Origin of the sequence: Streptomyces sp. WMMB 322, from assembly GCF_900090145.1 — a bacterium.
In the GTDB taxonomy this organism is placed as follows: Bacteria; Actinomycetota; Actinomycetes; order Streptomycetales; family Streptomycetaceae; genus Streptomyces.
Map to the genome: position 1 here is coordinate 116963 of NZ_FMHI01000016.1, position 23216 is coordinate 140178.

The 23216-nt window shown below is 71.6% G+C and carries 18 protein-coding genes; 12 read left to right on the forward strand and 6 right to left on the reverse strand.

What is annotated here, in order from left to right:
- Nucleotides 1-48: 48 nt before the first annotated feature.
- Nucleotides 49-2493 (reverse strand): DNA gyrase/topoisomerase IV subunit A, encoded by a 2445-nt coding sequence (locus H180DRAFT_RS22435; RefSeq protein ID WP_055487917.1) that lies wholly within the window; start codon nt 2491-2493, stop codon nt 49-51.
- 296 nt (nt 2494-2789) lie between these two features.
- Between H180DRAFT_RS22435 and H180DRAFT_RS22440 the strand changes: the two genes are divergently transcribed.
- From H180DRAFT_RS22440 to H180DRAFT_RS22450, 3 genes are all read left to right on the forward strand, one after another.
- Nucleotides 2790-4136, forward strand: coding sequence for a M16 family metallopeptidase (locus H180DRAFT_RS22440; RefSeq protein WP_055487918.1), 1347 nt, complete (start codon nt 2790-2792; stop codon nt 4134-4136).
- A gap of 59 nt (nt 4137-4195) precedes the next feature.
- Nucleotides 4196-5566 (forward strand): M16 family metallopeptidase, encoded by a 1371-nt coding sequence (locus tag H180DRAFT_RS22445; protein ID WP_055487968.1) that lies wholly within the window; start codon nt 4196-4198, stop codon nt 5564-5566.
- A 611-nt stretch (nt 5567-6177) separates the two neighbouring features.
- Nucleotides 6178-6996 carry a M23 family metallopeptidase gene (locus tag H180DRAFT_RS22450; RefSeq protein ID WP_055487969.1) on the forward strand — a complete coding sequence of 273 codons (819 nt, stop codon included), beginning with the start codon at nt 6178-6180 and terminating at the stop codon, nt 6994-6996.
- A 286-nt stretch (nt 6997-7282) separates the two neighbouring features.
- Here H180DRAFT_RS22450 and H180DRAFT_RS22455 read toward each other — a convergent pair whose 3' ends face one another.
- The gene (locus H180DRAFT_RS22455; RefSeq protein WP_055487919.1) at nt 7283-7567 is read right to left on the reverse strand and encodes an HPr family phosphocarrier protein; all 285 of its coding nucleotides are present in this window, start codon (nt 7565-7567) and stop codon (nt 7283-7285) included.
- Nucleotides 7568-7703: 136 nt separating this feature from the next.
- On the opposite strand from H180DRAFT_RS22455, the gene H180DRAFT_RS22460 reads away from it, so the two are divergent.
- The 4 genes from H180DRAFT_RS22460 (at nt 7704) to H180DRAFT_RS22475 (ending at nt 13323) form a co-directional block, all read left to right on the forward strand.
- Nucleotides 7704-10766, forward strand: coding sequence for a bifunctional acetate--CoA ligase family protein/GNAT family N-acetyltransferase (locus H180DRAFT_RS22460; RefSeq protein WP_055487920.1), 3063 nt, complete (start codon nt 7704-7706; stop codon nt 10764-10766).
- A gap of 28 nt (nt 10767-10794) precedes the next feature.
- Nucleotides 10795-11379: a DUF5998 family protein gene (locus tag H180DRAFT_RS22465; protein ID WP_055487970.1), complete on the forward strand. Its 585-nt coding sequence runs from the start codon at nt 10795-10797 to the stop codon at nt 11377-11379.
- Entirely contained in the window at nt 11379-12572 is a 1194-nt protein-coding gene (locus H180DRAFT_RS22470) for an alkaline phosphatase family protein (protein WP_055487921.1), read from the forward strand. Before H180DRAFT_RS22465 ends, H180DRAFT_RS22470 begins: the two co-directional genes overlap by 1 nt.
- Nucleotides 12573-12654: 82 nt before the next feature.
- Entirely contained in the window at nt 12655-13323 is a 669-nt protein-coding gene (locus H180DRAFT_RS22475; protein ID WP_055487922.1) for a thymidine kinase, read from the forward strand.
- A gap of 21 nt (nt 13324-13344) precedes the next feature.
- Here H180DRAFT_RS22475 and H180DRAFT_RS22480 read toward each other — a convergent pair whose 3' ends face one another.
- A complete protein-coding gene (locus H180DRAFT_RS22480; RefSeq protein ID WP_055487923.1) occupies nt 13345-14178 on the reverse strand; it encodes a VOC family protein in 834 nt (277 codons plus the stop codon).
- Nucleotides 14179-14369: 191 nt separating this feature from the next.
- Between H180DRAFT_RS22480 and H180DRAFT_RS22485 the strand changes: the two genes are divergently transcribed.
- Nucleotides 14370-15212: a sulfurtransferase gene (locus H180DRAFT_RS22485; RefSeq protein WP_055487924.1), complete on the forward strand. Its 843-nt coding sequence runs from the start codon at nt 14370-14372 to the stop codon at nt 15210-15212.
- Nucleotides 15213-15345: 133 nt separating this feature from the next.
- On the opposite strand, the gene sepH is transcribed toward H180DRAFT_RS22485, so the two are convergent.
- On the reverse strand, nt 15346-16410 hold the full coding sequence (gene sepH / locus H180DRAFT_RS22490; RefSeq protein ID WP_055487971.1) for a septation protein SepH: 1065 nt from the start codon (nt 16408-16410) through the stop codon (nt 15346-15348).
- Between the two features lie 615 nt (nt 16411-17025).
- Nucleotides 17026-18384 (reverse strand): D-arabinono-1,4-lactone oxidase, encoded by a 1359-nt coding sequence (locus H180DRAFT_RS22495; protein WP_055487972.1) that lies wholly within the window; start codon nt 18382-18384, stop codon nt 17026-17028.
- A 164-nt stretch (nt 18385-18548) separates the two neighbouring features.
- Between H180DRAFT_RS22495 and H180DRAFT_RS22500 the strand changes: the two genes are divergently transcribed.
- Both H180DRAFT_RS22500 and H180DRAFT_RS22505 read left to right on the forward strand, forming a co-directional pair.
- Nucleotides 18549-19712: a ferrochelatase gene (locus H180DRAFT_RS22500; protein ID WP_055487925.1), complete on the forward strand. Its 1164-nt coding sequence runs from the start codon at nt 18549-18551 to the stop codon at nt 19710-19712.
- Between the two features lie 77 nt (nt 19713-19789).
- Nucleotides 19790-20599: an inositol monophosphatase family protein gene (locus H180DRAFT_RS22505; protein ID WP_055487926.1), complete on the forward strand. Its 810-nt coding sequence runs from the start codon at nt 19790-19792 to the stop codon at nt 20597-20599.
- Nucleotides 20600-20762: 163 nt separating this feature from the next.
- On the opposite strand, the gene H180DRAFT_RS29945 is transcribed toward H180DRAFT_RS22505, so the two are convergent.
- Nucleotides 20763-20936, reverse strand: a complete 174-nt coding sequence (locus H180DRAFT_RS29945) for a hypothetical protein (protein WP_165434865.1) — start codon at nt 20934-20936, stop codon at nt 20763-20765.
- Nucleotides 20937-21271: 335 nt separating this feature from the next.
- Between H180DRAFT_RS29945 and H180DRAFT_RS22510 the strand changes: the two genes are divergently transcribed.
- Together H180DRAFT_RS22510 and H180DRAFT_RS22515 are read left to right on the forward strand one after the other, a co-directional pair.
- A complete protein-coding gene (locus H180DRAFT_RS22510) occupies nt 21272-21925 on the forward strand; it encodes a response regulator transcription factor (protein ID WP_055487927.1) in 654 nt (217 codons plus the stop codon).
- Nucleotides 21926-21930: 5 nt separating this feature from the next.
- Nucleotides 21931-23214, forward strand: coding sequence for a sensor histidine kinase (locus H180DRAFT_RS22515; protein WP_055487928.1), 1284 nt, complete (start codon nt 21931-21933; stop codon nt 23212-23214).
- Nucleotides 23215-23216: the final 2 nt, after the last annotated feature.

Genomic DNA, 23216 nt, shown 5'->3' on the forward strand with positions numbered 1-23216 from the left:
CGCTGGCGGAGCGGCCCGGCCCGGCGTCGACCGCCGTGGGCAGAACCGCTATACGGGCCCCGCGACCACCGCGACGGGCTTCTTCAGGGGGACGCCCGATCCGTCCCTGCGCGGATCCAGCTCGGGCAGCTCCGCCGGAGTGCCGTTCTTCGAGGCGGCCTTCGCGGGAGCGGGCCCCGCCCACGCCATCGCCAGTGAGTCCTCACCCTTCAGGAACCGCTGGCACCGGACGCCGCCCGTCGCCCTGCCCTTCCTGGGGAACTGGTCGAACGGCGTGAGTTTGGCGGTACTGATCGAATCGTCCAGCGTTCCGTGCGAACCGGAGAGCGTGAAGACCACCGCGTCCACAGCGGGATCGACGGCGGTGAAGGAGATCACCTTGGCCTCCTCCGCCAGTTTGATCCCTGTCATGCCACCGGCCGCACGTCCCTGCGGCCTGACCTGACTCGCGGCGTAGCGCAGCAACTGCGCCTCGCTCGTGATGAAGACGAGGTCCTCCTCACCCGTGCGCAGCTCGGCGCCGCCCACGACACGGTCGCCCTCGCGCAGGGAGATGACCTCCAACTCCTCCTTGTGCGACGGGTAGTCGGGGACGACCCGCTTGACGACGCCCGCCTCGGTGCCCAGCGCCAGGCCGGGGGAGGACTCGTCCAGCGTGGTCAGGCAGACCACGCTCTCGTCGTCCTCCAGGGTCAGGAACTCCGAGATCTGGGCGCCGCCCGAAAGGTTCGGCGCCGTCGCCGACTCGGGCAGCTGCGGCAGATCCACCACGGACAGGCGCAGCAGCCGGCCCGCCGAGGTGACGGCGCCGATCTCGCCGCGCGTCGTCGCGGGCACGGCGGAGACGATCACGTCGTGCTTGGCGCGCTTGGCCTCCTGGTCGAAGACGGGCTCGCCGTTGGCCGTACGGGCGAGCAGCCCCGTCGAGGACATCAGCACCCGGCACGGATCGTCGGAGACCTCGAGCGGAACGGCCGCGAGGGGGGCGCCCGTCGACTCCAGCAGCTCGGTGCGGCGCGGGGTGCCGTGCTTCTTCGCGACCTGGGCGAGCTCGCTCGAGACGAGCTTGCGCAGCTCCGCGTCGGAATCGAGGATCCGGGTCAGCTCCTCGATCTCCCCGCGCAGGCGGTCGCGTTCGCTCTCCAGCTCGATCCGGTCGAACTTCGTCAGCCGGCGCAGCGGCGTGTCGAGGATGTACTGCGTCTGCACGTCGCTGAGGCCGAACCGCGCGATGAGCGACTCCTTGGCCTGCGCGGCGTTCTCACTCGACCTGATGATCCTGATGACCTCGTCGATGTCGACGAGGGCCACGAGCAGCCCCTCGACCAGGTGCAGCCGGTCCTGCCGCTTGCCGCGCCGGAACTCGCTGCGCCTGCGCACCACCGTGAACCGGTGGTCGACGTAGACCTCCAGCAGCTCCTTGAGGCCCAGCGTCAGCGGCTGACCGTCCACCAGCGCCACGTTGTTGATCCCGAAGGACTCCTCCATGGGCGTCAGCTTGTAGAGCTGCTCCAGGACGGCCTCCGGGTTGAACCCGTTCTTCACCTCGATGACCAGACGCAGGCCGTTCGCCCGGTCGGTGAGGTCCTTCACGTCTGCGATCCCTTGCAGGCGCTTGGAGTTGACCAGGTCCTTGATCTTGGAGATGACCTTCTCCGGACCGACCGAGAACGGCAGCTCCGTCACCACAAGGCCCTTGCGGCGGGCGGTGACCTGCTCGACTGTGACCGTCGCGCGCGTCTTGAAGGTCCCGCGGCCGTTCGCGTAGGCGTCCTTGATGCCGTCCAGGCCGACGATCCGTCCGCCCGTGGGCAGGTCGGGGCCGGGCACATGGCGCATCAGCGTCTCGAGGTCGGCGCCGGGGTGCTTGATCAAGTGCCGGGCGGCGGCGATGACTTCGGCCAGGTTGTGCGGGGGCATGTTCGTCGCCATGCCGACGGCGATGCCGGACGAGCCGTTGACCAGCAGGTTGGGGTACGCGGCCGGGAGGGTGCCCGGTTCCTGCTCGCTGCCGTCGTAGTTGGAGGCGAAGTCGACCGTCTCCTCGTCGATCGACTCGACCATCAGGTTCGCAGCGGGCGTCGCCCGGCATTCCGTGTACCGCATGGCGGCGGGCGGGTCGTCGTTGCCCAGCGAGCCGAAGTTGCCGTGTCCGTCGACGAGCGGGAGCCGCATCGTGAACGGCTGGGCCATGCGCACCAGCGTGTCGTAGATCGCCGAGTCGCCGTGGGGGTGGAGCTTACCCATCACCTCACCGACGACGCGGGCGCACTTCACATGGCTGCGCTCGGGACGCAGACCCATCTCGTGCATCTGGTAGAGGATGCGCCGCTGCACGGGCTTCATCCCGTCCCGCGCGTCGGGCAGCGCCCTCGAGTAGATGACCGAGTACGCGTACTCCAGGTAGGAGCCCTGCATCTCGTCCACGACGTCGACGTCGAGGATGCGTTCCTCGAAATCGTCCGGCTGTGTCTTCGTACTGCGGGGGGCCATCGCGGCTGCGGCTCCTTCTGTGCTTACCGTGCGGGCGGCCGGTCGGCCGGCCTGTGCGGAGGCGGGTCTGACGCGGACCATTGTGGACCGCGCCGCTGACAACCGGTCGCCCGACCCGGCGGTCGGGGATGTCGTCACCGTGCTCGCCGCCGCTCGTGCGGTGAACGCCACGGGACGAGCCCGGTTCCGGGGCGTACGGTACGGGAACTCCGCACGCTCTCGGCTCGGTTGCATAGGGTGACAGGACCGCTTGCGTACGTACACGCAACTGACGCGATCGAAGGGACTCCATGCCCATGGGTCACACTGCCACGCCCCCGCCGGCCACCGGCGGGCTGACAGCGACCGAGCACCGGCTGGCCAACGGCCTGCGCGTGGTGCTCTCCGAGGACCATCTCACGCCGGTCGCCGCGGTCTGTCTCTGGTACGACGTCGGTTCCCGCCACGAGGTCGCGGGCCGCACCGGCCTCGCCCACCTCTTCGAGCACCTGATGTTCCAGGGTTCCGCGCAGGTACAGGGCAACGGCCACTTCGAACTGATCCAGGGTGCGGGCGGATCGCTCAACGGCTCGACCAGTTTCGAGCGCACGAACTACTACGAGACCATGCCCGCCCACGAGTTGGAGCTCGCGCTCTGGCTGGAGGCGGACCGCATGGGCTCCCTGCTGGTCGCTCTGGACGACGAGTCCATGGAGAACCAGCGCGACGTCGTCAAGAACGAGCGGCGCCAGCGCTACGACAACGTGCCCTACGGAACGGCGTTCGAGAAGCTGACCGCCATGGCCTACCCGGAGGGCCACCCGTACCACCACACCCCGATCGGATCGATGGCCGACCTGGACGCGGCTTCCCTCGAGGACGCCCGCGAGTTCTTCCGCACGTACTACGCGCCGAACAACGCGGTGCTGACCGTCGTCGGCGACATCGATCCGGAACAGACGCTCGGCTGGATCGAGAAGTACTTCGGCTCCGTACCCGGTCACGAGGGCAAGAAGCCGCCGCGGGACGGGACGTTGCCGGACGTCATCGGCGCCGAGCAGCGCCAGGTCCTCGAAGAGGAGGTGCCCTCACGCGCGTTGATGGCCGCCTACCGGCTCCCGCACGACGGCACCCGTGAGTGCGACGCCGCGGACCTGGCGCTCACCGCGCTCGGCGGAGGCGAGTCCTCGCGCCTCAACAAGCGCCTGGTGCGCCGCGACCGGCTCGCGGTCGGCGCCGGGTTCGGGCTGCTGCGGCTCGCGGGCGCGCCGTCCCTGGGCTGGCTGGACGTCAAGGCGTCCGGCGGCGTCGAGGTGCCGCAGATCGAGGAGGCCATCGACGAGGAGCTGCGGCGCTTCGCGGAAGAGGGCCCCACACCTGAGGAGATGGAGCGCGCGCAGGCCCAGCTGGAGCGCGAGTGGCTCGACAGGCTCGCCACCGTGGGCGGCCGCGCGGACGAACTGTGCCGCTACGCCGTGCTGTTCGGCGACCCGCAGCTCGCGCTGACGGCCGTTCAGCGGGTCCTCGACATCACCGCCGAAGAGGTGCGGGCGGTGGCCGCCGCACGGCTCCGTGCGGACAACCGTGCAGTGCTCGTCTACGAGCCCACCGAACAGGCCGCCGCAGACGGCGAGAACGACGAGACCGAGGAGCCCGGCCAGTGAGCGACGCCCCGAACCCACAGACCGCCGCGGCAGGTACGTCACAGGCGCAGGGCAAGCAGATGGACTTCCACCCCCAGCCGCGCGGCGGACAGCCCAGGCCCTGGGCCTTCCCCGCGCCGGACCGCGGCGTGCTCGGCAACGGCCTCACCGTGCTGCGCTGCAACCGTCCGGGCCAGCAGGTCGTGGCCGTCGAAGTCACCCTGCAGGCGCCGCTGGACGCCGAGCCGGCGGGGCTCGACGGCGTCGCGACGATCATGGCCCGGGCCTTCTCCGAGGGCACGGACAAGCTCGACGCGGAGCAGTTCGCCGACGAGCTGGAGAGCTGCGGCGCCTCGATCGACGCGTACGCCGACCACGCGGCCGTGCGCGTCTCGCTGGAGGTGCCCGCCTCCCGTCTGCGCAAGGCGCTCGGGCTGCTCGCCGACGCGCTGCGCGCGCCGGCCTTCCCGGAGAGCGAGATCGAGCGGCTGGTGGGCAACCGCCTGGACGAGATCCCGCACGAGCTGGCCAACCCCACGCGCCGCGCCGCGAAGGAACTGGCCAAGGAGCTGTACCCGGCGTCGGCCCGCATGTCCCGTCCCCGGCAGGGCACCGAGGAGACGGTCTCCCGCATCGACGCGGCCGCCGTCCGCGCCTTCTACGACAGGCACGTACGACCCTCTGCGGCAACGGCCGTCGTGGTCGGCGACCTCGAAGGCGTCGACCTCGACGCCGTCCTGGAGGAAACGCTCGGCGTCTGGACCGGGGCCGCGACGCAGCCGCGCACGGCGCCGCCCATCACCGCCGACGACTCCGGACGTGTCGTCATCGTCGACCGCCCCGGCGCCGTGCAGACGCAGTTGCTGATCGGCCGCATCGGCCCCGACAGGCACGACCGCGTCTGGCCGGCCCAGGTGCTGGGCACGTACTGCCTCGGCGGCACGCTCACCTCGCGGCTGGACCGTGTGCTGCGCGAGGAGAAGGGCTACACCTACGGTGTGCGCGCCTTCGGCCAGGTGCTGCGCTCCAGCACGGACGGCACCGGCGCGGCGCTGCTGGCCGTCTCCGGCTCGGTCGCCACGGACGTCACGGGCCCGGCCCTCGCCGACCTGTGGGAGGTGCTGCGCACCCTGGCGGCCGAGGGGCTCACGGACGAGGAACGCGACGTGGCCGTGCAGAACCTGGTCGGGGTCGCGCCGCTGAAGTACGAGACGGCGGCAGCCGTCGCGGACACCCTCGCGGAACAGGTCGAGCAGCAACTCCCCGACGACTACCAGGCGAGCGTCTACGCGGAGCTGGCGCGCACCGGCACGGTCGAGGCGACCGCCGCGGTGGTGGCGGCCTTCCCGCCGGACCGGCTGGTGACGATTCTCGTCGGCGACGCCTCCCAGATCGCCGAGCCCGTACGGGAGTTGGGGATCGGCGAGGTCAAGGTGGTGAGCGGCGGCTGAGGAGCCGCGCGGCGGACATCCGCCGGCAGAGACGAGGACAACGCGCGGGCGGTCCCGGTGGACGGCAGAAGTCCACCGGGACCGCCGCTTTTTGTACTGTTCGACCTCCGGAGCCGACCTCGCCGAGCGAGAGCAGTGCCCGAATTGGCATTTCTGTCATGTTCTGCGATGTGGTGTGCGTGACAAATCGCCGGTCTGGTTTGGCTGTTGCCAGATGCCCCATTTAGCGTCGATCCGGCTGTTCGTCAGAAGTGACCGCGACCGCGGCCGACGATCGGCATCGCCGAGTCTCCCGTACGACGACGTACACATGGAGAACCGGGGGCCCTTCCCTCTCGGCGCCGCCAGGCGCAGGGGGTCCCTCCCCGTCCGAGCCGGAAACGGCGAGGCGCAGGAGGGGTGGGGTGAATCGGTCCGACCGCCCAGCGGACCGTAGGAGACCTTCCTGCTCCGAACCGACTGGGGGCCCCTTCTGCCCGGATTCACGCAGGATCCCGCCGGGCGTTCCGCTGCCACCGTGCACGGAGCCCCGAGCGCGCTCGCGCGTGGAACGAGACAGGCAGAAGGCAGACCCGGTAGGCGAGAAGGAGGGAAAGGAGTCACGCCGCAGCATGGCGTTCATCCGTGCCACCGGGACGCACCGCCGTACCCGCCCCATGAGCCGGCGCGCGAAGGCAGCAGGCATAGCCGGGCTGACCTTCGGCGTGGTCGGATCGCTCGCGTCGCCCGCCCTGGCCGAGACCGGCGGACAGCCGCAGGCGGCGAGCAGCGGGGCCGACAAAACCGTTGAGGAGACCTCTGGCGGAACCGGCCAGGACACTCCCAGGACCACCCTGCACCACGCCGTCGGATTCGGCGACGCGATCGCCGACACCGTCAGCGACCAGGCCCGGCTCCAGGAAGCCGCGGCCGCACAGGCCAAGGCCGCCAAGGAGGCCGAGCGCAAGGCCGCCGCCGAGAAGGCGAAGCGCGAGCGTGAGGCCAGGGAGAAGGCCGCGAGGGCGGCCGAGCGGAAGAAGCTCAACGCCTACGTCGCCCCTGTCGAGGGCGCGTCGGTCTCCGTGTCGTACCAGAGCTCCGGCGGACTGTGGTCCTCCGGTGCCCACACCGGCATCGACTTCCAGGCGGACGAGGGGACCGAGGTCCGTTCCGTCGCCGCCGGGGAGGTCGTCGAGGCAGGCGCCGACGGTTCGTTCGGCAACAGCGTCGTCATCAAGCACCGCGACGGCACCTACACCCAGTACGGCCATCTGTCGTCGGTCGCCGTCTCGGCGGGCCAGCAGGTCAAGCCGGGTCAGAAGATCGCGCTGTCGGGCTCCACGGGCAACACCACGGGTCCGCACCTGCACTTCGAGGCCCGCACGAGTTCCGAGTACGGCTCGGACATGGACCCGGTCGCCTACCTGAGGCAGCACGGCGTGGCTCTCTGACCGTTCCGCGCGCGACTGCCCGACGACGGGGCATGCGTACCCGTACGCCTGTCCCCGTCCGGGCCGTCCGGGCGCATGCACGACGGAGCCCCCGGCCGCCGACATGCGACCGGGGGCTCTGCGCACGGCGGAAGCGCCGCCGTGGACTGCGCATCGGACTCTTCGGTGATTCGGACGCGACGGCCTGGGCGGAGAGAGGGCGAGAGCCCGCCTTCGCGCCCGCGGACGCCGAAACGGGCGCAAGGGGCAGCCCTGGTCCGGAAGTGCTGACCGCCCGGCCGGCCGGTCAGACGGTCTCGGGCAGTTCTTCCAGGCCCTCGGAGACCAGCGTGGCCAGACGCTCCAGCGCGCCCTCCGCGTCCACCGAGTCGGACGCCAGCACGATCTCCTCGCCCGCTTCGGCGCCCAGACCGAGGACACCGAGCATGGACGCTGCGTTGACGGGGGCGCCGTCGTCGCCCTTCCTGACCGTGACGGGGACGCCGGCCGCAGCGGCCGCGCGGCAGAAGATCGAAGCGGGACGGGCATGCAGACCCTCGGCCCACCCGACGGTGACGCGGCGCTCTACCATGGTTGTTGCCCTTCAAGTCGTGCTTTCGGCCGGGAACAAGTCTCGCACGGCTCTCTCGGCTGTCGGCCGCACCCCTCGACGTGCGCTGCCGGATGTCCGGGGCCGGAGTTGCCCGTACGGCCTTACCCTGTGTCCCATGCGTACCCCTCGGGAGCGTGCGTACCCGGCGCACTGGGAGGCCGACGTGGTGCTCCGGGACGGCGGCACCGCACTGATCAGGCCCATCACCCCGGACGATGCCGAGCGACTTGTCGCCTTCTACGAACTCGTGTCCGACGAGTCGAAGTACTACCGCTTCTTCGCCCCCTACCCGCGTCTGTCCGACCGTGACGTGCGGCGCTTCACACATCACGACTACGTCGACCGGGTGGGCCTCGCCGCGACCGTGGGGGGCGAGTTCATCGCCACCGTCCGCTACGACAGGGTCGACGAAACCGGACGCGCGGCCGCCGACTCCGGCGCGGGCGGCTCCGCGCAGGCCGAGGTGGCCTTCCTGGTACGGGACGACCACCAGGGCCGTGGCGTGGCCTCCGCGCTCCTCGAGCACATCGCCGCGGTGGCGCGGGAACGCGGCATCCAGCGGTTCATCGCCGAAGTGATGCCCGCCAACAACAAGATGATCAAGGTGTTCACGGACGCGGGTTACTCGCAGCACCGCAGCTTCGAGGACGGCTCCGTCCACCTCACCTTCGATCTCGAACCGACCGAGCGGTCCCTGGCCGTCATGAGCGCACGTGAACAGCGGGCCGAGGGCCGCTCCGTGCGCCGGTTGCTCGCGCCCGGCTCGGTCGCCGTGATCGGTGCGAGCCGCTCGCCCCGAGGCGCCGGCCGCAGGGTCCTGGAGAGCCTGCGCTCCTGCGGATTCACGGGTCGGGTGTACGCGGTCAATCGCGAGCTTCCCGGTGGAGAGCGGGAAATCGGCGGTGTGCCCGCGCACCGTTCCGTCAAGGACGTGCCGGAAGACCTCGACCTGGCCGTGGTGGCCGTCCCGGCGAGCCAGGTGCATGCGCTCGCGCGGGAGTGCGGTGAGGCGGGCGTGCAGGGACTCGTCGTGCTCACCGCGGACTTCAGCCGTGACGAGCAGCGTGAACTCGTCCGGCTGGCACGCTCCTACGGCACCCGCGTCATCGGTCCGAACGCCTTCGGGCTGATGAACACGGCGCCGGAAGTGCGTCTCAACGCGACGCTCTCTCCGGAGATGCCCGCGCGCGGCAGGGTCGGCCTGTTCACCCAGTCCGGCGCCATCGGCATCGCCCTGCTCGCCGGTCTGCATCAGCGCGGCATCGGGCTGTCCAGCTTCGTCTCCGCGGGGAACCGGGCGGACGTCTCCGGCAACGACGTCCTCCAGCACTGGGACGACGATCCCGACACTGACGTCGCGCTCCTCTACCTCGAATCGATCGGCAACCCGCGGAAGTTCACCCGGCTCGCCAGGCGCATCGCCGCACGCAAACCGGTCGTCGTGGTCAAGGGCGCGCGGCACAGCGGCAGTGCGCCCCCGCCGGGGCATGCGGCACCGGTCTCCACCACGCCGGTCGCCACCGTCACCACGCTGCTCAGGCAGGCCGGTGTCGTCATGGTCGACACGGTCACCGAACTGCTCGACGCGGGCGCCCTGCTCGTCTCGCAGCCGCTTCCGGCCGGGCCCCGCACGGCGATCCTCGGGAACGCGGAGTCCCTCGGGCTGCTCTCGTACGACGCGGCGCTCGCGGGGGAGCTGCGTCCGCAGCCCGTGCGCGACCTCGGGACGTCAGCGACGCCCGGCGAGTACCGGCAGGCACTGCGCGACGCGCTCGAGGACCCGGAGACCGACGCGGTCGTCGTCACCGTCATCCCCTGGGTCGGCGACACCCCTGTGGCGGAGCTGGCGGACGCGCTGCGCGAGGCCTCCGAGGGAGCCGACAAGCCGGTCACCGTCGTGCATCTGGCCATCGAGGGCCTGGACGCAGCTCTCGCCGGGCACGGCATCCCTTCCTACCCCGCGCCCGAGCGCGCGGTGCGCGCCCTCTCGGAGGCCTCCCGCTACGCGCGCTGGCGCCGCGAGGCGGAAAACCCGGGACGCGTACCGGAGTTCGAGGCCGACGAGGCCGCGGCCTCGGAACTGCTCGCCCGTGCGGCGGCGGACGCGGCAGGTGCGGGTGCCCCGGACACGACCGGGAAGGCGGATGCGGAGGCGGCAGAGCCGGCCACGGCTGCCGGGGGCGGTGAGGCGGCCGCGCCGCCCGGACCCGCCCGGACCGCGGACGTCTCCGCCGCCCGGCGCGGGGAATCCGCCGCCGGGGACGGCGAGGCCGAGGGCACCGGGACCGGGGAGACCTCCGGGACCGAGGGCACCGGCGCCGAGGGCACCGGCGCCGAGGGCACCGGGACCGAGGAGACCTCTCGGACCGAGGAGACCTCCGGCCACGCGCCCGGAGGCCCCTCCGGGACGGCTGCCGGCGCGGTCACCCCTGTCGCCGCCACAGCCTCCACCACCTCTCCCGTCCCCCGTCCCGCTTCGGACAGGAGCCCGGGAGTCACGCTGGGCGCCGAGGACACCGCCGCGCTGCTCGCCTGCTACGGCATCGTCGTCCAGCCCACGATCCCGGCACCCGGACCGGAGGAGGCCGCGGCCGCGGCAGCACGTCTCGGCTACCCCGTGGCCCTCAAGACCACCGCACCGCACCTGCGCCACCGCGCCGACCTCGGCGGCGTGCGCCTCGACATCTCCTCGGAGAGTGAACTGCGCCGTGCGCACGCCGAGTTGACGGAGGCCTTCGGCGACTCCGGCGGGATGCGTCCCGTCGTGCAGACCATGGCGCCGCGCGGCGTCGACACCGTCGTCCGCGCGGCCTTCGATCCGACCATCGGCGCGGTGCTCTCCTTCGGCCTCGCGGGGACGCCGTCGGAGCTGCTCGAAGACGTGGCCCACCGCCTCGTCCCCGTCACCGACAAGGACGCCGCCGAACTGGTGCGGGCCATCCGCAGTGCTCCGATCCTCTTCGGGTGGCGCGGCGCGCAGCCCGTCGACGTCGCGTCCCTGGAGGAGCTGCTGCTGAGGGTGTCGCGTCTGCTCCATGACCATCCCGGGGTCGTCGCGGTGGACCTGGAGCCCGTCGTCGTCGCGTCCCGGGGGCACACGGTGCTCGGTGCGACCGTGCGGGTCGCCGAGCCCTCGCCCAGGGCCGACCTGGGCCGCCGCAGCCTGCCCGCTTACTGACACTCCACCGGCCCGTAGGATGGCCCGCATGGCGAAGACCGGTACGACGACCCAGGGGCTGCGTGAGGCGATCGAGCGCAGCGGCTACTACCCGACCCTCGTGGCCGAGGCCGTCGAGGCGGCGGTGGGCGGCGAGCCCGTCACTTCCTACCTCGTGCACCAGGAGACGACGTTCGACTCCAACGAGGTGCGCCGCCATGTCACGGTCCTCGTCCTCACCGGTACGAGGTTCCTCGTCAGCCACACCGACGAGCAGCCCGCGGACGGCACGTCCTCGTCCCCGTACGCGACGACGTCCACGGAGTCCGTGAAGATCCAGCGCATCTCGTCCGTCGTGCTCTCCCGTGTCGTCGCCGACCCGGAGTCCTACAAGCCCGGGACGCTGCCGCGCGAGGTGGTGCTGACCATCGGCTGGGGCGCCGTCTCCCGGCTCGACATGGAGCCCGCCACCTGCGGAGACCCCAACTGCGAGGCGGATCACGGCTACACGGGCTCCTCCACCGCAGACGATCTCTCGCTCCGGGTGAGCGAGGCGGCGGACGGGCCCGACACCGTGCGGCAGACCCTCGCCTTCGCCCAGGCGCTCTCAGAGGCGACGGTGACACCCTCCTGATGGCACAGGCCGCCACCGAGAACCCGCAGGAACCACTGCCGCTGGACCCGCGCACCGCACCCGTGCCGCGTTACGGTCTGGCGTCGCTGTCGGATCTGCTGCCCGCCATCGTCACCGCACAGGGCCTGGAGGGCCTGGAGACGGGGCTGCGGCTCGAACCGGCCGACCGTGCCTGCGTGTTCCTCGTCGACGGTCTCGGCTGGGACGTGCTGCGTGCGCATCCCGAGGAGGCGCCGTTCCTCACCTCCCTGCTGCACACATCCCTCGGGGGCACCGGGTCCGCGCTGACCGCCGGGTTCCCCTCCACGACCGCCACCTCGCTGGCCTCCGTCGGCACCGGTCTGCCGCCCGGTGTGCACGGCCTGCCCGGTTACACGGCGCTCGACCCCGACACGGGCCGACTGATGAACCAGCTGCGCTGGCAGCCCTGGACGGACCCGCACGCCTGGCAGCCGTACCCGACGGTCTTCCAGCTCGCCGATGCCGGCGGGATCACCGCGAGCCAGGTCTCCGCACCCCACTTCGAGCAGACGCCGCTCACTCGCGTCGCGCTGTCGGGCGGCACGTTCCTCGGCGTGCTCAGCGCAGAGGAACGCATGGACCGGGCGGCCGAGCGCCTGGCCGCCGCGGACCGCACGCTCGTCTACACCTACTACGCCGAACTCGACGGTCACGGCCACCGCTACGGCATCGACTCCGACGCCTGGCGCGGCCAGCTGATGTACGTGGACAGGCTCGCCCAGCGGCTCGCCGAGCAACTGCCGCCCCGTTCCGTGCTGTACGTCACCGCCGACCACGGCATGGTCGACGTCCCGCTCACTGCGCAGGCGCGGTTCGACGTCGACGACGACTGGGAGCTGAGCGCCGGCGTCGCCGAGCTCGGCGGGGAGGGCAGAATGCGCCACCTCTACGCCGTGCCCGGAGCCGCACGCGACGTGGCGTCGGTCTGGCGCGAGGTGCTCGCGGGGCACGCGTGGGTCGCCACCCGTGAAGAGGCCGTGGAACTGGGGTGGTTCGGGCCGCGGATCGACGATCGGGTGCACGCCCGCATCGGCGACGTCGTGGCCGCGATGAGCGGGCACTCCGCCGTCGTGGCCACCGAGCGCGAGCCGAAGGAGTCCGCGCTCATCGGGATGCACGGCTCCGCCACCCCTGCCGAACAGCTCGTCCCGCTCCTCGAAGTCCGTACGTGACCCAAGCCGCCCGTACGCCCGCTCCCGGCCCCGTACGAGCACACACCGACCTGCCCGCCCGAGCAGAAAGGCCGACGTCTCCATGCCAGAGCTGGTGTTCTTCTCCGGAACCATGGACTGCGGCAAGTCGACACTGGCTCTCCAGATCGAGCACAACCGTTCCACTCGCGGCCTTCAGGGCATGATCTTCACCCGCAACGACCGTGCGGGGGAGGGGCGCCTCTCGTCCCGGCTGGGGCTCGTCACCGACGCCGTGGAGGCGAGGGACGGCTTCGACTTCCACGTCCATCTCGTGAAGCATCTGACCGCCGGCGGCCGCACCGACTACGTCATCGTGGACGAGGCGCAGTTCCTCACCCCCGACCAGATCGACCAACTGGCCCGCATCGTCGACGACTTGGGCATGGACGTCTTCGCCTTCGGCATCGCGACGGACTTCCGCACCAGGCTCTTCCCCGGCTCGCAGCGGCTGATGGAACTCGCCGACCGCATCGAGGTGCTTCAGGTCGAGGCGCTGTGCTGGTGCGGAGCCCGGGCTACCCACAACGCCCGTACGGTCGGGGGGAAGATGGTCGTCGAGGGCGCGCAGGTCGTCGTCGGCGACGTGGGCGATCCCACGGGCGAGGTCGGCTACGAGGTCCTGTGCCGCCGTCACCACCGCCGCCGGCTCACCGCCGCCGCGGCGGGGGCGGGGGCGCTGTCCCCGGACGTGCTTCCCATCGACGCCCCCGCCACGCCGCACGTCACCTAGGGGCCGCCCCCACCCCGGCCGTCAGGGGTGCGCGATCACGCTGAACTGCGCGCCTTCCCGGTCGGCCGCGGTGGCGACGCGGCCGTGCGGGGTGTCGGCCGGCAAGTGCACGACGGAGCCTCCGAGTTCGACGACGCGCCGAGCGGTGGCGTCGGCGTCGGCAACGGCGAAGTAGGTCTTCCAGTACGGTCCGCGGTCGCGGGGGAGCGCCTGCCCGACGCCGTGGATGCCCGCCACGGGCTCCCCGTTCACATGGAGCGTCACGTAGTCCCGGCCGTCCGGGTCGTGCGGCCCATCGCCGTCGCCGTCGCCGTTCCCCGAGCCGCCGCCGGCGGGCTCGTATCCGAAGACGGCCGGATAGAAGCTGCCGGCCGCCGAGGACTCACGGGTGATCAGCTCGTACCAGACGGGTGCTCCCGTCACGTCCGTGGCGGCCGGGGCCAGACTGTCCGGCTGCGAGGCCTGCTGCCACACGCCGAAGCTCGCCCCCGCGGTGTCGGCCGCGATCGCCATGCGGCCCGCGTCGTCCGCGTCCAGCGGTCCGACGGCCACCGTGCCGCCCCGTTCGCGGATCAGACCGGCGGTCACGTCGGCGTCGTCGCTCGCCATGTACGGCAGCCAGGCGACGTTCAGCCGCCGTCCGGGCACGATCTCCCCGAGGCCCGCGACTTCGTGGCCGTCCGCCAACGCCCGTACGTAGGGCCCTGGTTGGCGCGGCCCGGAGTAGAACTCCCATCCGAACAGCCGGTGGTAGAACTCCTGGCTCCTGGCCAGCTCCTGCACCAGCAGACTGGCCCAGCATGGTGTGCCGGGCATCTGTCTCGGCTGTGTGTGCCGAGTGACTGATTCCGTCATGCGCTGTCTCCCTCATGACCATCGTCGATGTGGCCACGTCGTGTATTGGCTGCGATGTAACGCTTCGGATTCCGTACCCTTCCGTGCCGCTTACCGATGCTCCCATCACCTGTGGCGTCATCGTCCCCGACACCGCCGGTAATTCCCCTTTCGCAGCGGTCTGTTCCGCACGCGTGAGTGAAAATGGCGGGATGACAGCGATCACTTCCGCATCAGCTCTCGCGCACGAACTCACCGGCGACGAACCTCCTGTGCTCCTCGACGTGCGCTGGCAGCTCGGCGGCCCGAACGGCAGGCCGGACTACGAGGCGGGCCACCTGCCCGGAGCGGCCTACGTCGACCTGGACTCCGAACTGGCCGGCCCGCCCGGCGGTTCCGGCCGCCATCCGCTCCCGGAACCCGAGGTGTTCGGGGCGGTCATGCGGCGTGCCGGTGTGTCGGGTACCCGTCCCGTCGTCGTCTACGACGGTGGAACGGGCTGGGCCGCGGCCCGTGCGTGGTGGTTGCTGCGCTGGGCCGGGCACGGGGACGTCCGCGTGCTGGACGGCGGCCTCGCCGCGTGGGACGGGCCGCTGGAGAGGGGCGAAGTGACACCGGAGCAGGGCGACTTCGTCCCGCGCCCCGGAGCACTGCGAGTGCTGGACGCCGACGGGGCGGCGGCACTGGCGCGGCGCGGGGTGCTCCTGGACGCCCGTGCCGCCGAGCGGTACCGCGGCGAGGTGGAGCCGGTCGACCCGGTCGCCGGGCACATCCCCGGTGCCGTGTCGGCGCCGACGTCGCAGAACGTGACGGAGGCAGGGGAGAAGGGTGCCCCGCTGCTGCGTGACTCCGGGGAACTGCGCAGCCGCTTCCGTGAGTTGGGTGTCACGGACGCAACCGAGACCGGCGTCTACTGCGGTTCCGGCGTCTCGGCCGCACACCAGATCCTCGCGCTGGCCGTGGCGGGAATCGACGCGGCTCTGTACCCGGGTTCGTGGAGCGAATGGTCCGCGGACCCGGCCCGCCCGGTCGCCACGGGCGCCGAACCGGGCTGAACCGCGGACCTGTTGACGACGGCCCGGTGAAGGCGGGGCGTGAACGGGTGGGGCGGGCGGAACGGCCGGAGCGCCCGACAGGGGCCGCCGAGTGCGGCGGCCGCTGACCGGGCGCTCCGGTGCGCCGTGCGCGTCAGTCCTTCTTGCGGCGGGTGCCGAAGACGATCTCGTCCCAACTGGGCACCGCGGCACGGCGGCCGGGACGCACACCGTCCGCCTCGGCCTGACGGTCGGTGTTCCCCTTCAGCCGGTCCCGGTGCGCGCTGACCGAACGCGGCATCAGCACGTCCGCGTACGCCGAGCCGGCGCCGGCGGCCGTGGCCGGAGGCTCGACAGGCTCTTCCTCTTCGTCGGTCTCGCGGTCGTCGTCGGAGGCGTTGTCCGTCTCCGACGTGGACGAGCCGTGGACGGCGGACGCCGGCGCACTCTGCTGCTCCGGCACGACCAGGTCGCCGCGGAAGTTGGGCACGGCCTCCAACAGGCTTGTCAGGGAGTCCGGTTCGCCGTCCGCGTCGGCATCGCCGGCGAAGGCGCCGGTGTCGGTGTCCACGCGGTCGCTCTTGTCGCTCCGCTCCCTGGGCAGCCTCGCGATCCGCGGCACGAAGGGAGTGCTGGGCTCCGGGGTGTCGTCGGTCTCGCCGATGAGCGAGCGCGCCTCGTCGTCGACGGCCTGCACAAGGCGCCGCGGCGGGTCGTAGGTCCACGTCGCGGAGTGCGGCTGGCCGGCCACGCGGTAGGCGAGCAGCACTTCCCACGTGCCGTCGTCGCGTCTCCAGGAATCCCAGTGCACCGCGTCCTTGTCGGCGCCGCGCAGCAGCAGCCGCTCGGCCACGGCCTCTCCGAGCTGCGGACCGGCGTTCTCCCCGGGGCGGCGCACCGGCGTCTTGCGTGCGCGTTCCGCCATGAACGCACGCTCGGCGAGCACGGGGCCCTCGAAACGGCGCACCCGGTCGACGGGGATCCCGGCGAGCTGAGCGACCTCCTCAGCGGAGGCACCGGCCCGTATGCGCGCCTGGATGTCACGGGGCCGCAGGTGGCTCTCGACCTCGATCTCGATCTGGCCGAGGCGTGCGCGGTCGTTGCGTACGGCCGCCCGCAGCCGCTCGTCAATCGGAAGCGTGTATTCCGTGCTGTCGGCAGCTTTGAGCACCAGACGTGTGCCGTCGTTGCTGACGGCCACGACACGCAGTTCGGGCATGTGAACCTCCCGGGTGGTGCCTGCCGACATCACGTGCGTCGCTGCTCCCGCTGGACGAATGTGGCCTGCCCGTGTGCGGCCTGCCACAACCTTGCCGACCTGTCCGACGACCGGGACCTTCCCGGAGCCGCCTGCGGCACGGTTATCACTTCGCAACGCATAGTGACCGTCCTCGTCACCTGTGCTGCCTGAGCCGGGTCTGAGCCGAGGCCAGGGCTCGTCACACTACTCCATTAGGGCCACGGGGGTGGACCGGCGCGCCGTTCAAATTGCTCGCGGGGAAGGGGATTTGAAGGTCCGGACAAGCCAGGAAAGGCCGTCCGCGGGTGGCAAGAGTCACAGAACCGCCCGGAGCGGAGCCATTCCCTTCGTATATTGCCCACTTGGGCGCGCCTTATGAACGAATCGCGCAGCGCCGCATATTGACAGGTCAGCACAGCAAGTCCCCCGTACCGGCGACGACTTCGGACGCATCGGCGAGGCCCCTCTTTGCGCGGGGGTGCGCCGGGGGCGGACAGAGGCAGAGCACCGGCGAACGGGAGCGGGCCGTGCTCCCCCTCCCGAACAGGACCGCCGTCTTCCGCGCCCCCGGCCGGGCCCCCGCACCGGGCAGCGTCACTCGCCGAGCACCCGCCGCAGATAGTCGTTCCCGAAGACGCGGTCCGGGTCGAGCCTGTCGCGGACGCGGGTGAATTCCCCGAAACGCGGATATGACGCGGCGAGATACGAGGCGTCCCGCGAGTGCAGCTTGCCCCAGTGCGGGCGTCCGCCGTGGGCGGTCATGATCCGCTCGGCCTCCGTGAAATAAGCCTCGTGCGGCGAACCCCGGTACATGTGCACTGCGATGTATCCCGTCTCACGCCCCTGAGCCGTGGAGAGCGGGATGCCGTCCGCGGGGGCCGTGCGCACCTCGACGGGGAAGCTGATGTGAAGGCGCGAACGCTCGACGAGCTGCTTCAGCTCCCAGAGGGCCGGCACGAGCGCCTCGCGCGGCAGCGCGTACTCCATCTCGATGAAGCGCACACGCCGCGGGCTGGTGAAGACCCGGTAGGGAATGTCGGTGTAAGTACGCGCCGAGAGCGCCTTGCTGGAGACGCGGGCGATGGACGGGACGACCACGGGCGCGGCGGCCCCCAGAGAACAGATGCCCTGGAAGACGCCGTTGGAGAGCAGTTCGTCGTCGATCCATCCGCGCACGCGGGGCAGCGGCCGCACCGGACCGTCGCTGCGGTTGTTGCACTTGGTGTTGCAGTTGTCCGTGTGAGGGAACCAGTAGAACTCGAAGTGCTCGTTCTCGGCGACGAGTTGATCGAACTCGCTCGTCACCTTCTCGAAGGACATCGGTTCCTCACGCGCGGTGAGCAGGAACTCCGGTTCCACGGAGAAGGTCAGCTCACTGATCACTCCGAGCGCACCGAGCCCGAGCCGGGCCGCGGCGAAGACCTCCGCGTTCTCCTCTTCCGAGCAGCGCAGCACCGAGCCGTCGGCGCACACCATCTCCAGCCCGGTGACCTGTGCCGCCAGCGAGGCCGATGTGCGGCCGGTGCCGTGGGTTCCCGTGCTGACGGCGCCGGAGACCGTCTGCTGCATGATGTCGCCCATGTTGGTCAGCGACAGCCCGGCCGCGGCCAGCGTCTCGTTGAGGTGCTTGAGGCTGGTGCCGGCGGCCACCGTCACCGTGCCGGCGTCACGGTCCAACCCGCGGATGCCGACGAGGCGTTCGGGCCGGATGAGCATCCCGTCGGTGACGGCCGCGGCGGTGAAGGAGTGCCCCGTGCCTGCGGCCTTGACCCGCAGGCCGTCCTCGGCGGCGCGGCGCACCGCTTCCGCCAGCGCCTCGGTGGTGGAGGGGGCGACGGTGCGGGCGGGAGCCATGGCGACGTTCCCCGCCCAGTTGCGCCACGTCGTGCGGGTGCCCCGGTCCGTGTGTGCCGTCCGGCCGCCCCGGCCGCTGCTCGTCGGCTGCGCGCTCATCAGGCCGTGCCCCCTCTCGCAGTGACATCGGATCATACTCACGGTTCGCGGCCCGTTCCTCCGGGGGCGCCCGCCCGTGCCCGCCGGCCGGAACTTTGTGCCTCCACCCGGGGGCGAGGGAGCCGGGACGGCCCCCGGCACTCCCCGGATGGGAGGATCGGGACATGTCCGAAGCGCTCGATGCCGCAGACCCGGCCGGCTCCGCCCGTCCCGCCGACGCCCGCCCCTACGACGCCCTGCTGCTGCTGTCGTTCGGAGGTCCGGAAGGGCCCGACGACGTCGTTCCGTTCCTGGAGAACGTCACCAGGGGGCGCGGCATCCCGCGCGAACGCCTCGCCGAGGTCGGCGAGCACTACTTCCTCTTCGGCGGCGTGAGCCCCATCAACGCCCAGTGCCGCACCCTGCTGGACGCCCTCCGCAAGGACTTCGCAGAGCAAGGGGTTGACCTCCCCGTCTACTGGGGCAACCGCAACTGGGCGCCGTACCTGACCGACACCCTGCGCGAGATGACGCGCGACGGCCGCCGCCGCGTGCTGACGTTCGCGACCAGCGCCTACGCCTCGTACTCGGGCTGCCGCCAGTACCGCGAGAACCTTGCCGAGGCGATCGCCGCCCTCGAAGGGGAAGGGCTACGGCCGCCCCGCGTCGACAAGCTGCGCCACTTCTTCAACCATCCGGGCTTCATCGAGCCCATGGCCGACGGCGTCGTCGCCGCGCTGGAGACGCTCCCCGCCCAGGTGCGCGAGGGCGCGCACCTCGCCTTCACCACCCACTCCATTCCGACCGCCGCCGCCGACACCTCCGGGCCGCCCCAGGACCACGGCCCGGGAGGCGCGTACGTCGCGCAGCACCTGGAGGTCGCCCGCCTCGTGGCCGCGGACGTGGCGGAGCGGACCGGCGCCGACCGCCCCTGGCAGCTCGTGTACCAGTCCCGCAGCGGCCCGCCCCGGGTGCCGTGGCTGGAGCCGGACATCTGCGACCACCTGGAGACCCTCCACGCGGACGGCGCGCCCGCCGCCGTGATGGTGCCGATCGGCTTCGTCTCCGACCACATGGAGGTCCTCTACGACCTCGACACCGAGGCCACCGCCAAGGCCGCTTCGCTGGGGCTTCCCGTGGCCCGCTCCGCGACCGTCGGTGCGGACCCCCGTTTCACGGCGGCAGTACGGGAACTGGTCCTGGAGCGGGCAGCGACCGAGCGTGGTGAGCGGCCCGAACGGTGTGCCGTCGGCAGTCTGGGGCCCAGCCACGACGTGTGCCCCGTGGACTGCTGCCGCGGCAGGACGGCCAAGCCCGCCGCGGCGGGCGCGGACAGCCCCTACGCGTAGGGCCCGCACCCCGCGAGCAGAAGCACCGGTGGAGACATGCGACGAAGCAGACGAGAGCCCCCGAGGCAAGGAGAAACGTGAGCGCCCAGGTCGACCAGCTCAAGGCCGAACTCCTCGAACTCGCCCTGGAGGCCGCACACCGGGCCGGTGCCCTCCTCAACGACGGACGCCCTGCCGACCTCGAGGTCTCGGCGACGAAGTCCAGCTCCGTCGACGTCGTCACGGAAATGGACCTGGCCTCCGAGAAGCTGATCACCGGGTACCTCTCGGAACGCCGCCCCGACGACGGGTTCCTCGGTGAGGAGGGCGCGTCCTCGCCGGGCACCAGCGGTGTCCGCTGGATCGTCGACCCCCTCGACGGCACCGTCAACTACCTGTACGGGCTGCCCGGCTGGGCCGTCTCCATCGCCGCGGAGTTCGAGGGCGAGACCGTTGTCGGCGTCGTCGAGTCGCCGCCGCGCCGCGAGACCTTCCGTGCGGCGCTCGGTCACGGCGCCTTCTGCAACGCCCGGCCCCTCCGGTGCCGTCCCGCGCCGCCGCTCGACCAGGCGCTGGTCGCCACCGGCTTCAACTACGTGGCCGAACGGCGCGCGGCGCAGGCCGACCTGGTGCGCCGGCTGATCCCGCGCGTGCGCGACATCCGCCGTTCCGGTTCCGCCGCCGTCGACCTGTGCGACGTCGCGGCCGGGCGGCTCGACGCCTTCTACGAGCGCGGCCTGCACGCCTGGGACCTGGCCGCGGGCGACCTCATCGCGCGGGAGGCCGGAGCGCGCACGGGAGGACGCCCCGGACTGCCGCCGGACGGTGAACTGGCCGTCGCGGCTTCTCCCGGCGTCTTCGAGATCCTCCAGCCGCTGCTCGACCGCCTCGGCGCCTGGCACGACTGACGGTCCGCCGCGGCCCCGCCCCGCCGGCGCGCGAGGTGCGGGCAGCACACGAGTGAGCCCCGGGGCGGGGCCCCGGGGCTCACAACAGTTCCGTCAGTTCCGTGGTCGGGATCCGGCCGGCGGCCTGGAGCGGGCGTATCGCTCTCCGCGCGACCCGGGGCGCTCAGACCGTGCTGGCGCCGATCTGCACACCGTGCTCGGCGGCGATGCGGTGGAGGTCTTCCAGTTCCGACTGCTCGACGTCCACGAGGAAGTCGTCGCCCGACTCACGAGCGCGGCTGAGGTCGGTCTCGGTGTTCTGTATGCGCTGCAGAAGTCCGGCAGTGAACGCGTCCATGTGCGCCCCCTCGTCATGGGTCAGTGGCACGGGGATGTGTGCCGAGGGTTCTGTCGATCATGATCACGACGTGCTCCCTGGCTGGACGGTCGGCAGCCGGGCGTCCGGGTCTCCGGTCGGGTGGCTAGCCGCCTACAGGGCGTGATCGCGGGGTGTGCCCCTCGTCCTCCCCCTCTGCAACCTCAGAGAAACCTCAAGGCCGGAAAAATCTCACGGGCCCTCCGCGAAGCGGCTCTTACCGACGATTTACCGAGGTACGCGGCAGGATTGCAGCAACAAGCCGGCCCACCGCGGCACGATCGCGGACGGGTTCAGTACCAGGAAGGAAGGGTGCCGTGCGGGTACTCGTCGTCGAGGACGAGCAGCTGCTCGCCGATGCCGTCGCGACCGGGCTGCGCCGGGAGGCCATGGCCGTCGACGTGGTCTACGACGGAGCGGCGGCCCAGGAGCGCATCGACGTCAACGACTACGACGTCGTCGTCCTCGACCGCGACCTGCCCCTCGTCCACGGCGACGACGTCTGCCGCAACATCGTCGATCTCGGACTGCCCACGAGGGTGTTGATGCTCACCGCGTCGGGCGACGTCAGCGACCGCGTCGAGGGCCTGGAGATCGGCGCGGACGACTATCTGCCCAAGCCGTTCGCCTTCACCGAACTCGTGGCGCGCGTACGGGCCCTGGGCCGCCGCGCCACCTCCCCGCTGCCGCCCGTGCTCGAGCGCGCCGGCATCAGGCTCGACCCGAACCGCCGGGAGGTCTTCCGCAACGGTGCGCAGATCCAGCTTGCCCCGAAGGAGTTCGCCGTTCTCGAGGTGCTGATGCGCGGCGAGGGCACCGTGGTCTCCGCGGAGCAGCTGCTGGAGAAGGCCTGGGACGAGAACACCGACCCCTTCACCAATGTGGTGCGGGTCACCGTGATGACGCTGCGCCGGAAGCTCGGCGAGCCCCCGGTGATCCTCACGGTCCCCGGCGCCGGATACCGGATCTGATCGCGATGGCCGCCTCGACGACCCCCTCCGACCCGGCCGAGCCCCGCCGGCAGCCGCCCGGGGCCCCCGCCCCCGCGCCGCCGAAGCCCACGTGGGATCCGGGCGAGCCCTCGCGCCCGTACCCGTGGCTGCGTCCGACGATCCGGATACGGCTGACGCTGCTGTACGGCGGCATGTTCCTCATCGCGGGCATGGTGCTGCTCACGCTGATCTATCTGCTCGCCGCCCAGGCTCTTCACGAGGGCAGCAAGCTGCCCTTCCGCATCCTCAACGCCAACGCCCAGCTCACCTCCGACAGCTGCCCCGGCCTGACGGGCACGCTGCCGAGCGAGCAGTTCATGCAGCGGCTCGGCGAGTGCACCGACGCGCAGCGTGCGGTCGCGCTGGACGAGCTGCTCCAGCGTTCGCTGATGGCTCTGCTCGGCCTTGCGGTGGCCGCCTTCGCCTTCGGGTACGTGATGGCGGGGCGGGTGCTCTCGCCGCTGGGGCGCATCACCCGCACCGCCCGCCAGGTCGCGAGCTCCGACCTGCACAAGCGGATCGAGCTGGAGGGCCCCGACGACGAGCTGAAGGAGCTCTCGGACACCTTCGACGACATGCTGGACAGGCTCGACCGGGCGTTCACCGCCCAGCAGCGCTTCGTCGCGAACGCCTCCCACGAGCTGCGCACCCCGCTCGCGATCAACCGCACGCTGCTGGAGGTCCAGCTCTCCGACCCGGAGGCGTCGCCGGAGCTGCAGCAGCTCGGCAAGACCCTGCTGGCCACCAACGAGCGCAGCGAACAGCTGGTGGAGGGGCTGCTGCTGCTCGCACGCAGCGAGAACGAGATCGTCGACCGCAAGCCCGTCGATCTCTCCGAGGTCGCCGCTCACGCCGTGGAGCAGGTGCGTGCCGAGGCGGAGGACAAGGGCGTGGAGCTGCGCGGGGTGCGGCACCCGGTGTACGTGCAGGGCAACGGCGTGCTCCTCGAACGCGTCGCCCTGAACCTCGTGCAGAACGCGGTGCGCTACAACCAGCAGGAGGGCGGCTGGGTCTCCGTCGCGACCGAGGCGCTGCCCGGTCACGGGATGCTGCTCGTCGAGAACACGGGCCCGGCCGTGCCGGCCTACGAGATCGACAACCTCTTCGAGCCCTTCCGGCGCCTGCGCAGCGACCGTACGGGCAGCGACAAGGGGGTGGGCCTCGGCCTCTCGATCGTGCGGTCCGTGGCCCGGGCCCACGGGGGCACGGTGACGGCGGAGCGGCGGGAGGAGGGCGGTCTTGCGCTGCGCGTCGTGCTCCCCGTGTGAGG

What these genes read in the sequence shown, in the direction of transcription:
- H180DRAFT_RS22495 (WP_055487972.1), bottom strand. Translation starts at nt 18,384, where the DNA reads ATGAGCGCGCAGCCGACGAGCAGCGGCCGGGGCGGCCGGACGGCACAC.
- H180DRAFT_RS22475 (WP_055487922.1), top strand. Translation starts at nt 12,655, where the DNA reads ATGCCAGAGCTGGTGTTCTTCTCCGGAACCATGGACTGCGGCAAGTCG.
- H180DRAFT_RS22435 (WP_055487917.1), bottom strand. Translation starts at nt 2,493, where the DNA reads ATGGCCCCCCGCAGTACGAAGACACAGCCGGACGATTTCGAGGAACGC.
- H180DRAFT_RS22470 (WP_055487921.1), top strand. Translation starts at nt 11,379, where the DNA reads ATGGCACAGGCCGCCACCGAGAACCCGCAGGAACCACTGCCGCTGGAC.
- H180DRAFT_RS22480 (WP_055487923.1), bottom strand. Translation starts at nt 14,178, where the DNA reads ATGACGGAATCAGTCACTCGGCACACACAGCCGAGACAGATGCCCGGC.
- H180DRAFT_RS22515 (WP_055487928.1), top strand. Translation starts at nt 21,931, where the DNA reads ATGGCCGCCTCGACGACCCCCTCCGACCCGGCCGAGCCCCGCCGGCAG.
- H180DRAFT_RS22465 (WP_055487970.1), top strand. Translation starts at nt 10,795, where the DNA reads ATGGCGAAGACCGGTACGACGACCCAGGGGCTGCGTGAGGCGATCGAG.
- H180DRAFT_RS22455 (WP_055487919.1), bottom strand. Translation starts at nt 7,567, where the DNA reads ATGGTAGAGCGCCGCGTCACCGTCGGGTGGGCCGAGGGTCTGCATGCC.
- H180DRAFT_RS22440 (WP_055487918.1), top strand. Translation starts at nt 2,790, where the DNA reads ATGGGTCACACTGCCACGCCCCCGCCGGCCACCGGCGGGCTGACAGCG.
- H180DRAFT_RS22500 (WP_055487925.1), top strand. Translation starts at nt 18,549, where the DNA reads ATGTCCGAAGCGCTCGATGCCGCAGACCCGGCCGGCTCCGCCCGTCCC.
- H180DRAFT_RS29945 (WP_165434865.1), bottom strand. Translation starts at nt 20,936, where the DNA reads ATGGACGCGTTCACTGCCGGACTTCTGCAGCGCATACAGAACACCGAG.
- sepH (WP_055487971.1), bottom strand. Translation starts at nt 16,410, where the DNA reads ATGCCCGAACTGCGTGTCGTGGCCGTCAGCAACGACGGCACACGTCTG.
- H180DRAFT_RS22485 (WP_055487924.1), top strand. Translation starts at nt 14,370, where the DNA reads ATGACAGCGATCACTTCCGCATCAGCTCTCGCGCACGAACTCACCGGC.
- H180DRAFT_RS22460 (WP_055487920.1), top strand. Translation starts at nt 7,704, where the DNA reads ATGCGTACCCCTCGGGAGCGTGCGTACCCGGCGCACTGGGAGGCCGAC.
- H180DRAFT_RS22450 (WP_055487969.1), top strand. Translation starts at nt 6,178, where the DNA reads ATGGCGTTCATCCGTGCCACCGGGACGCACCGCCGTACCCGCCCCATG.
- H180DRAFT_RS22445 (WP_055487968.1), top strand. Translation starts at nt 4,196, where the DNA reads ATGGACTTCCACCCCCAGCCGCGCGGCGGACAGCCCAGGCCCTGGGCC.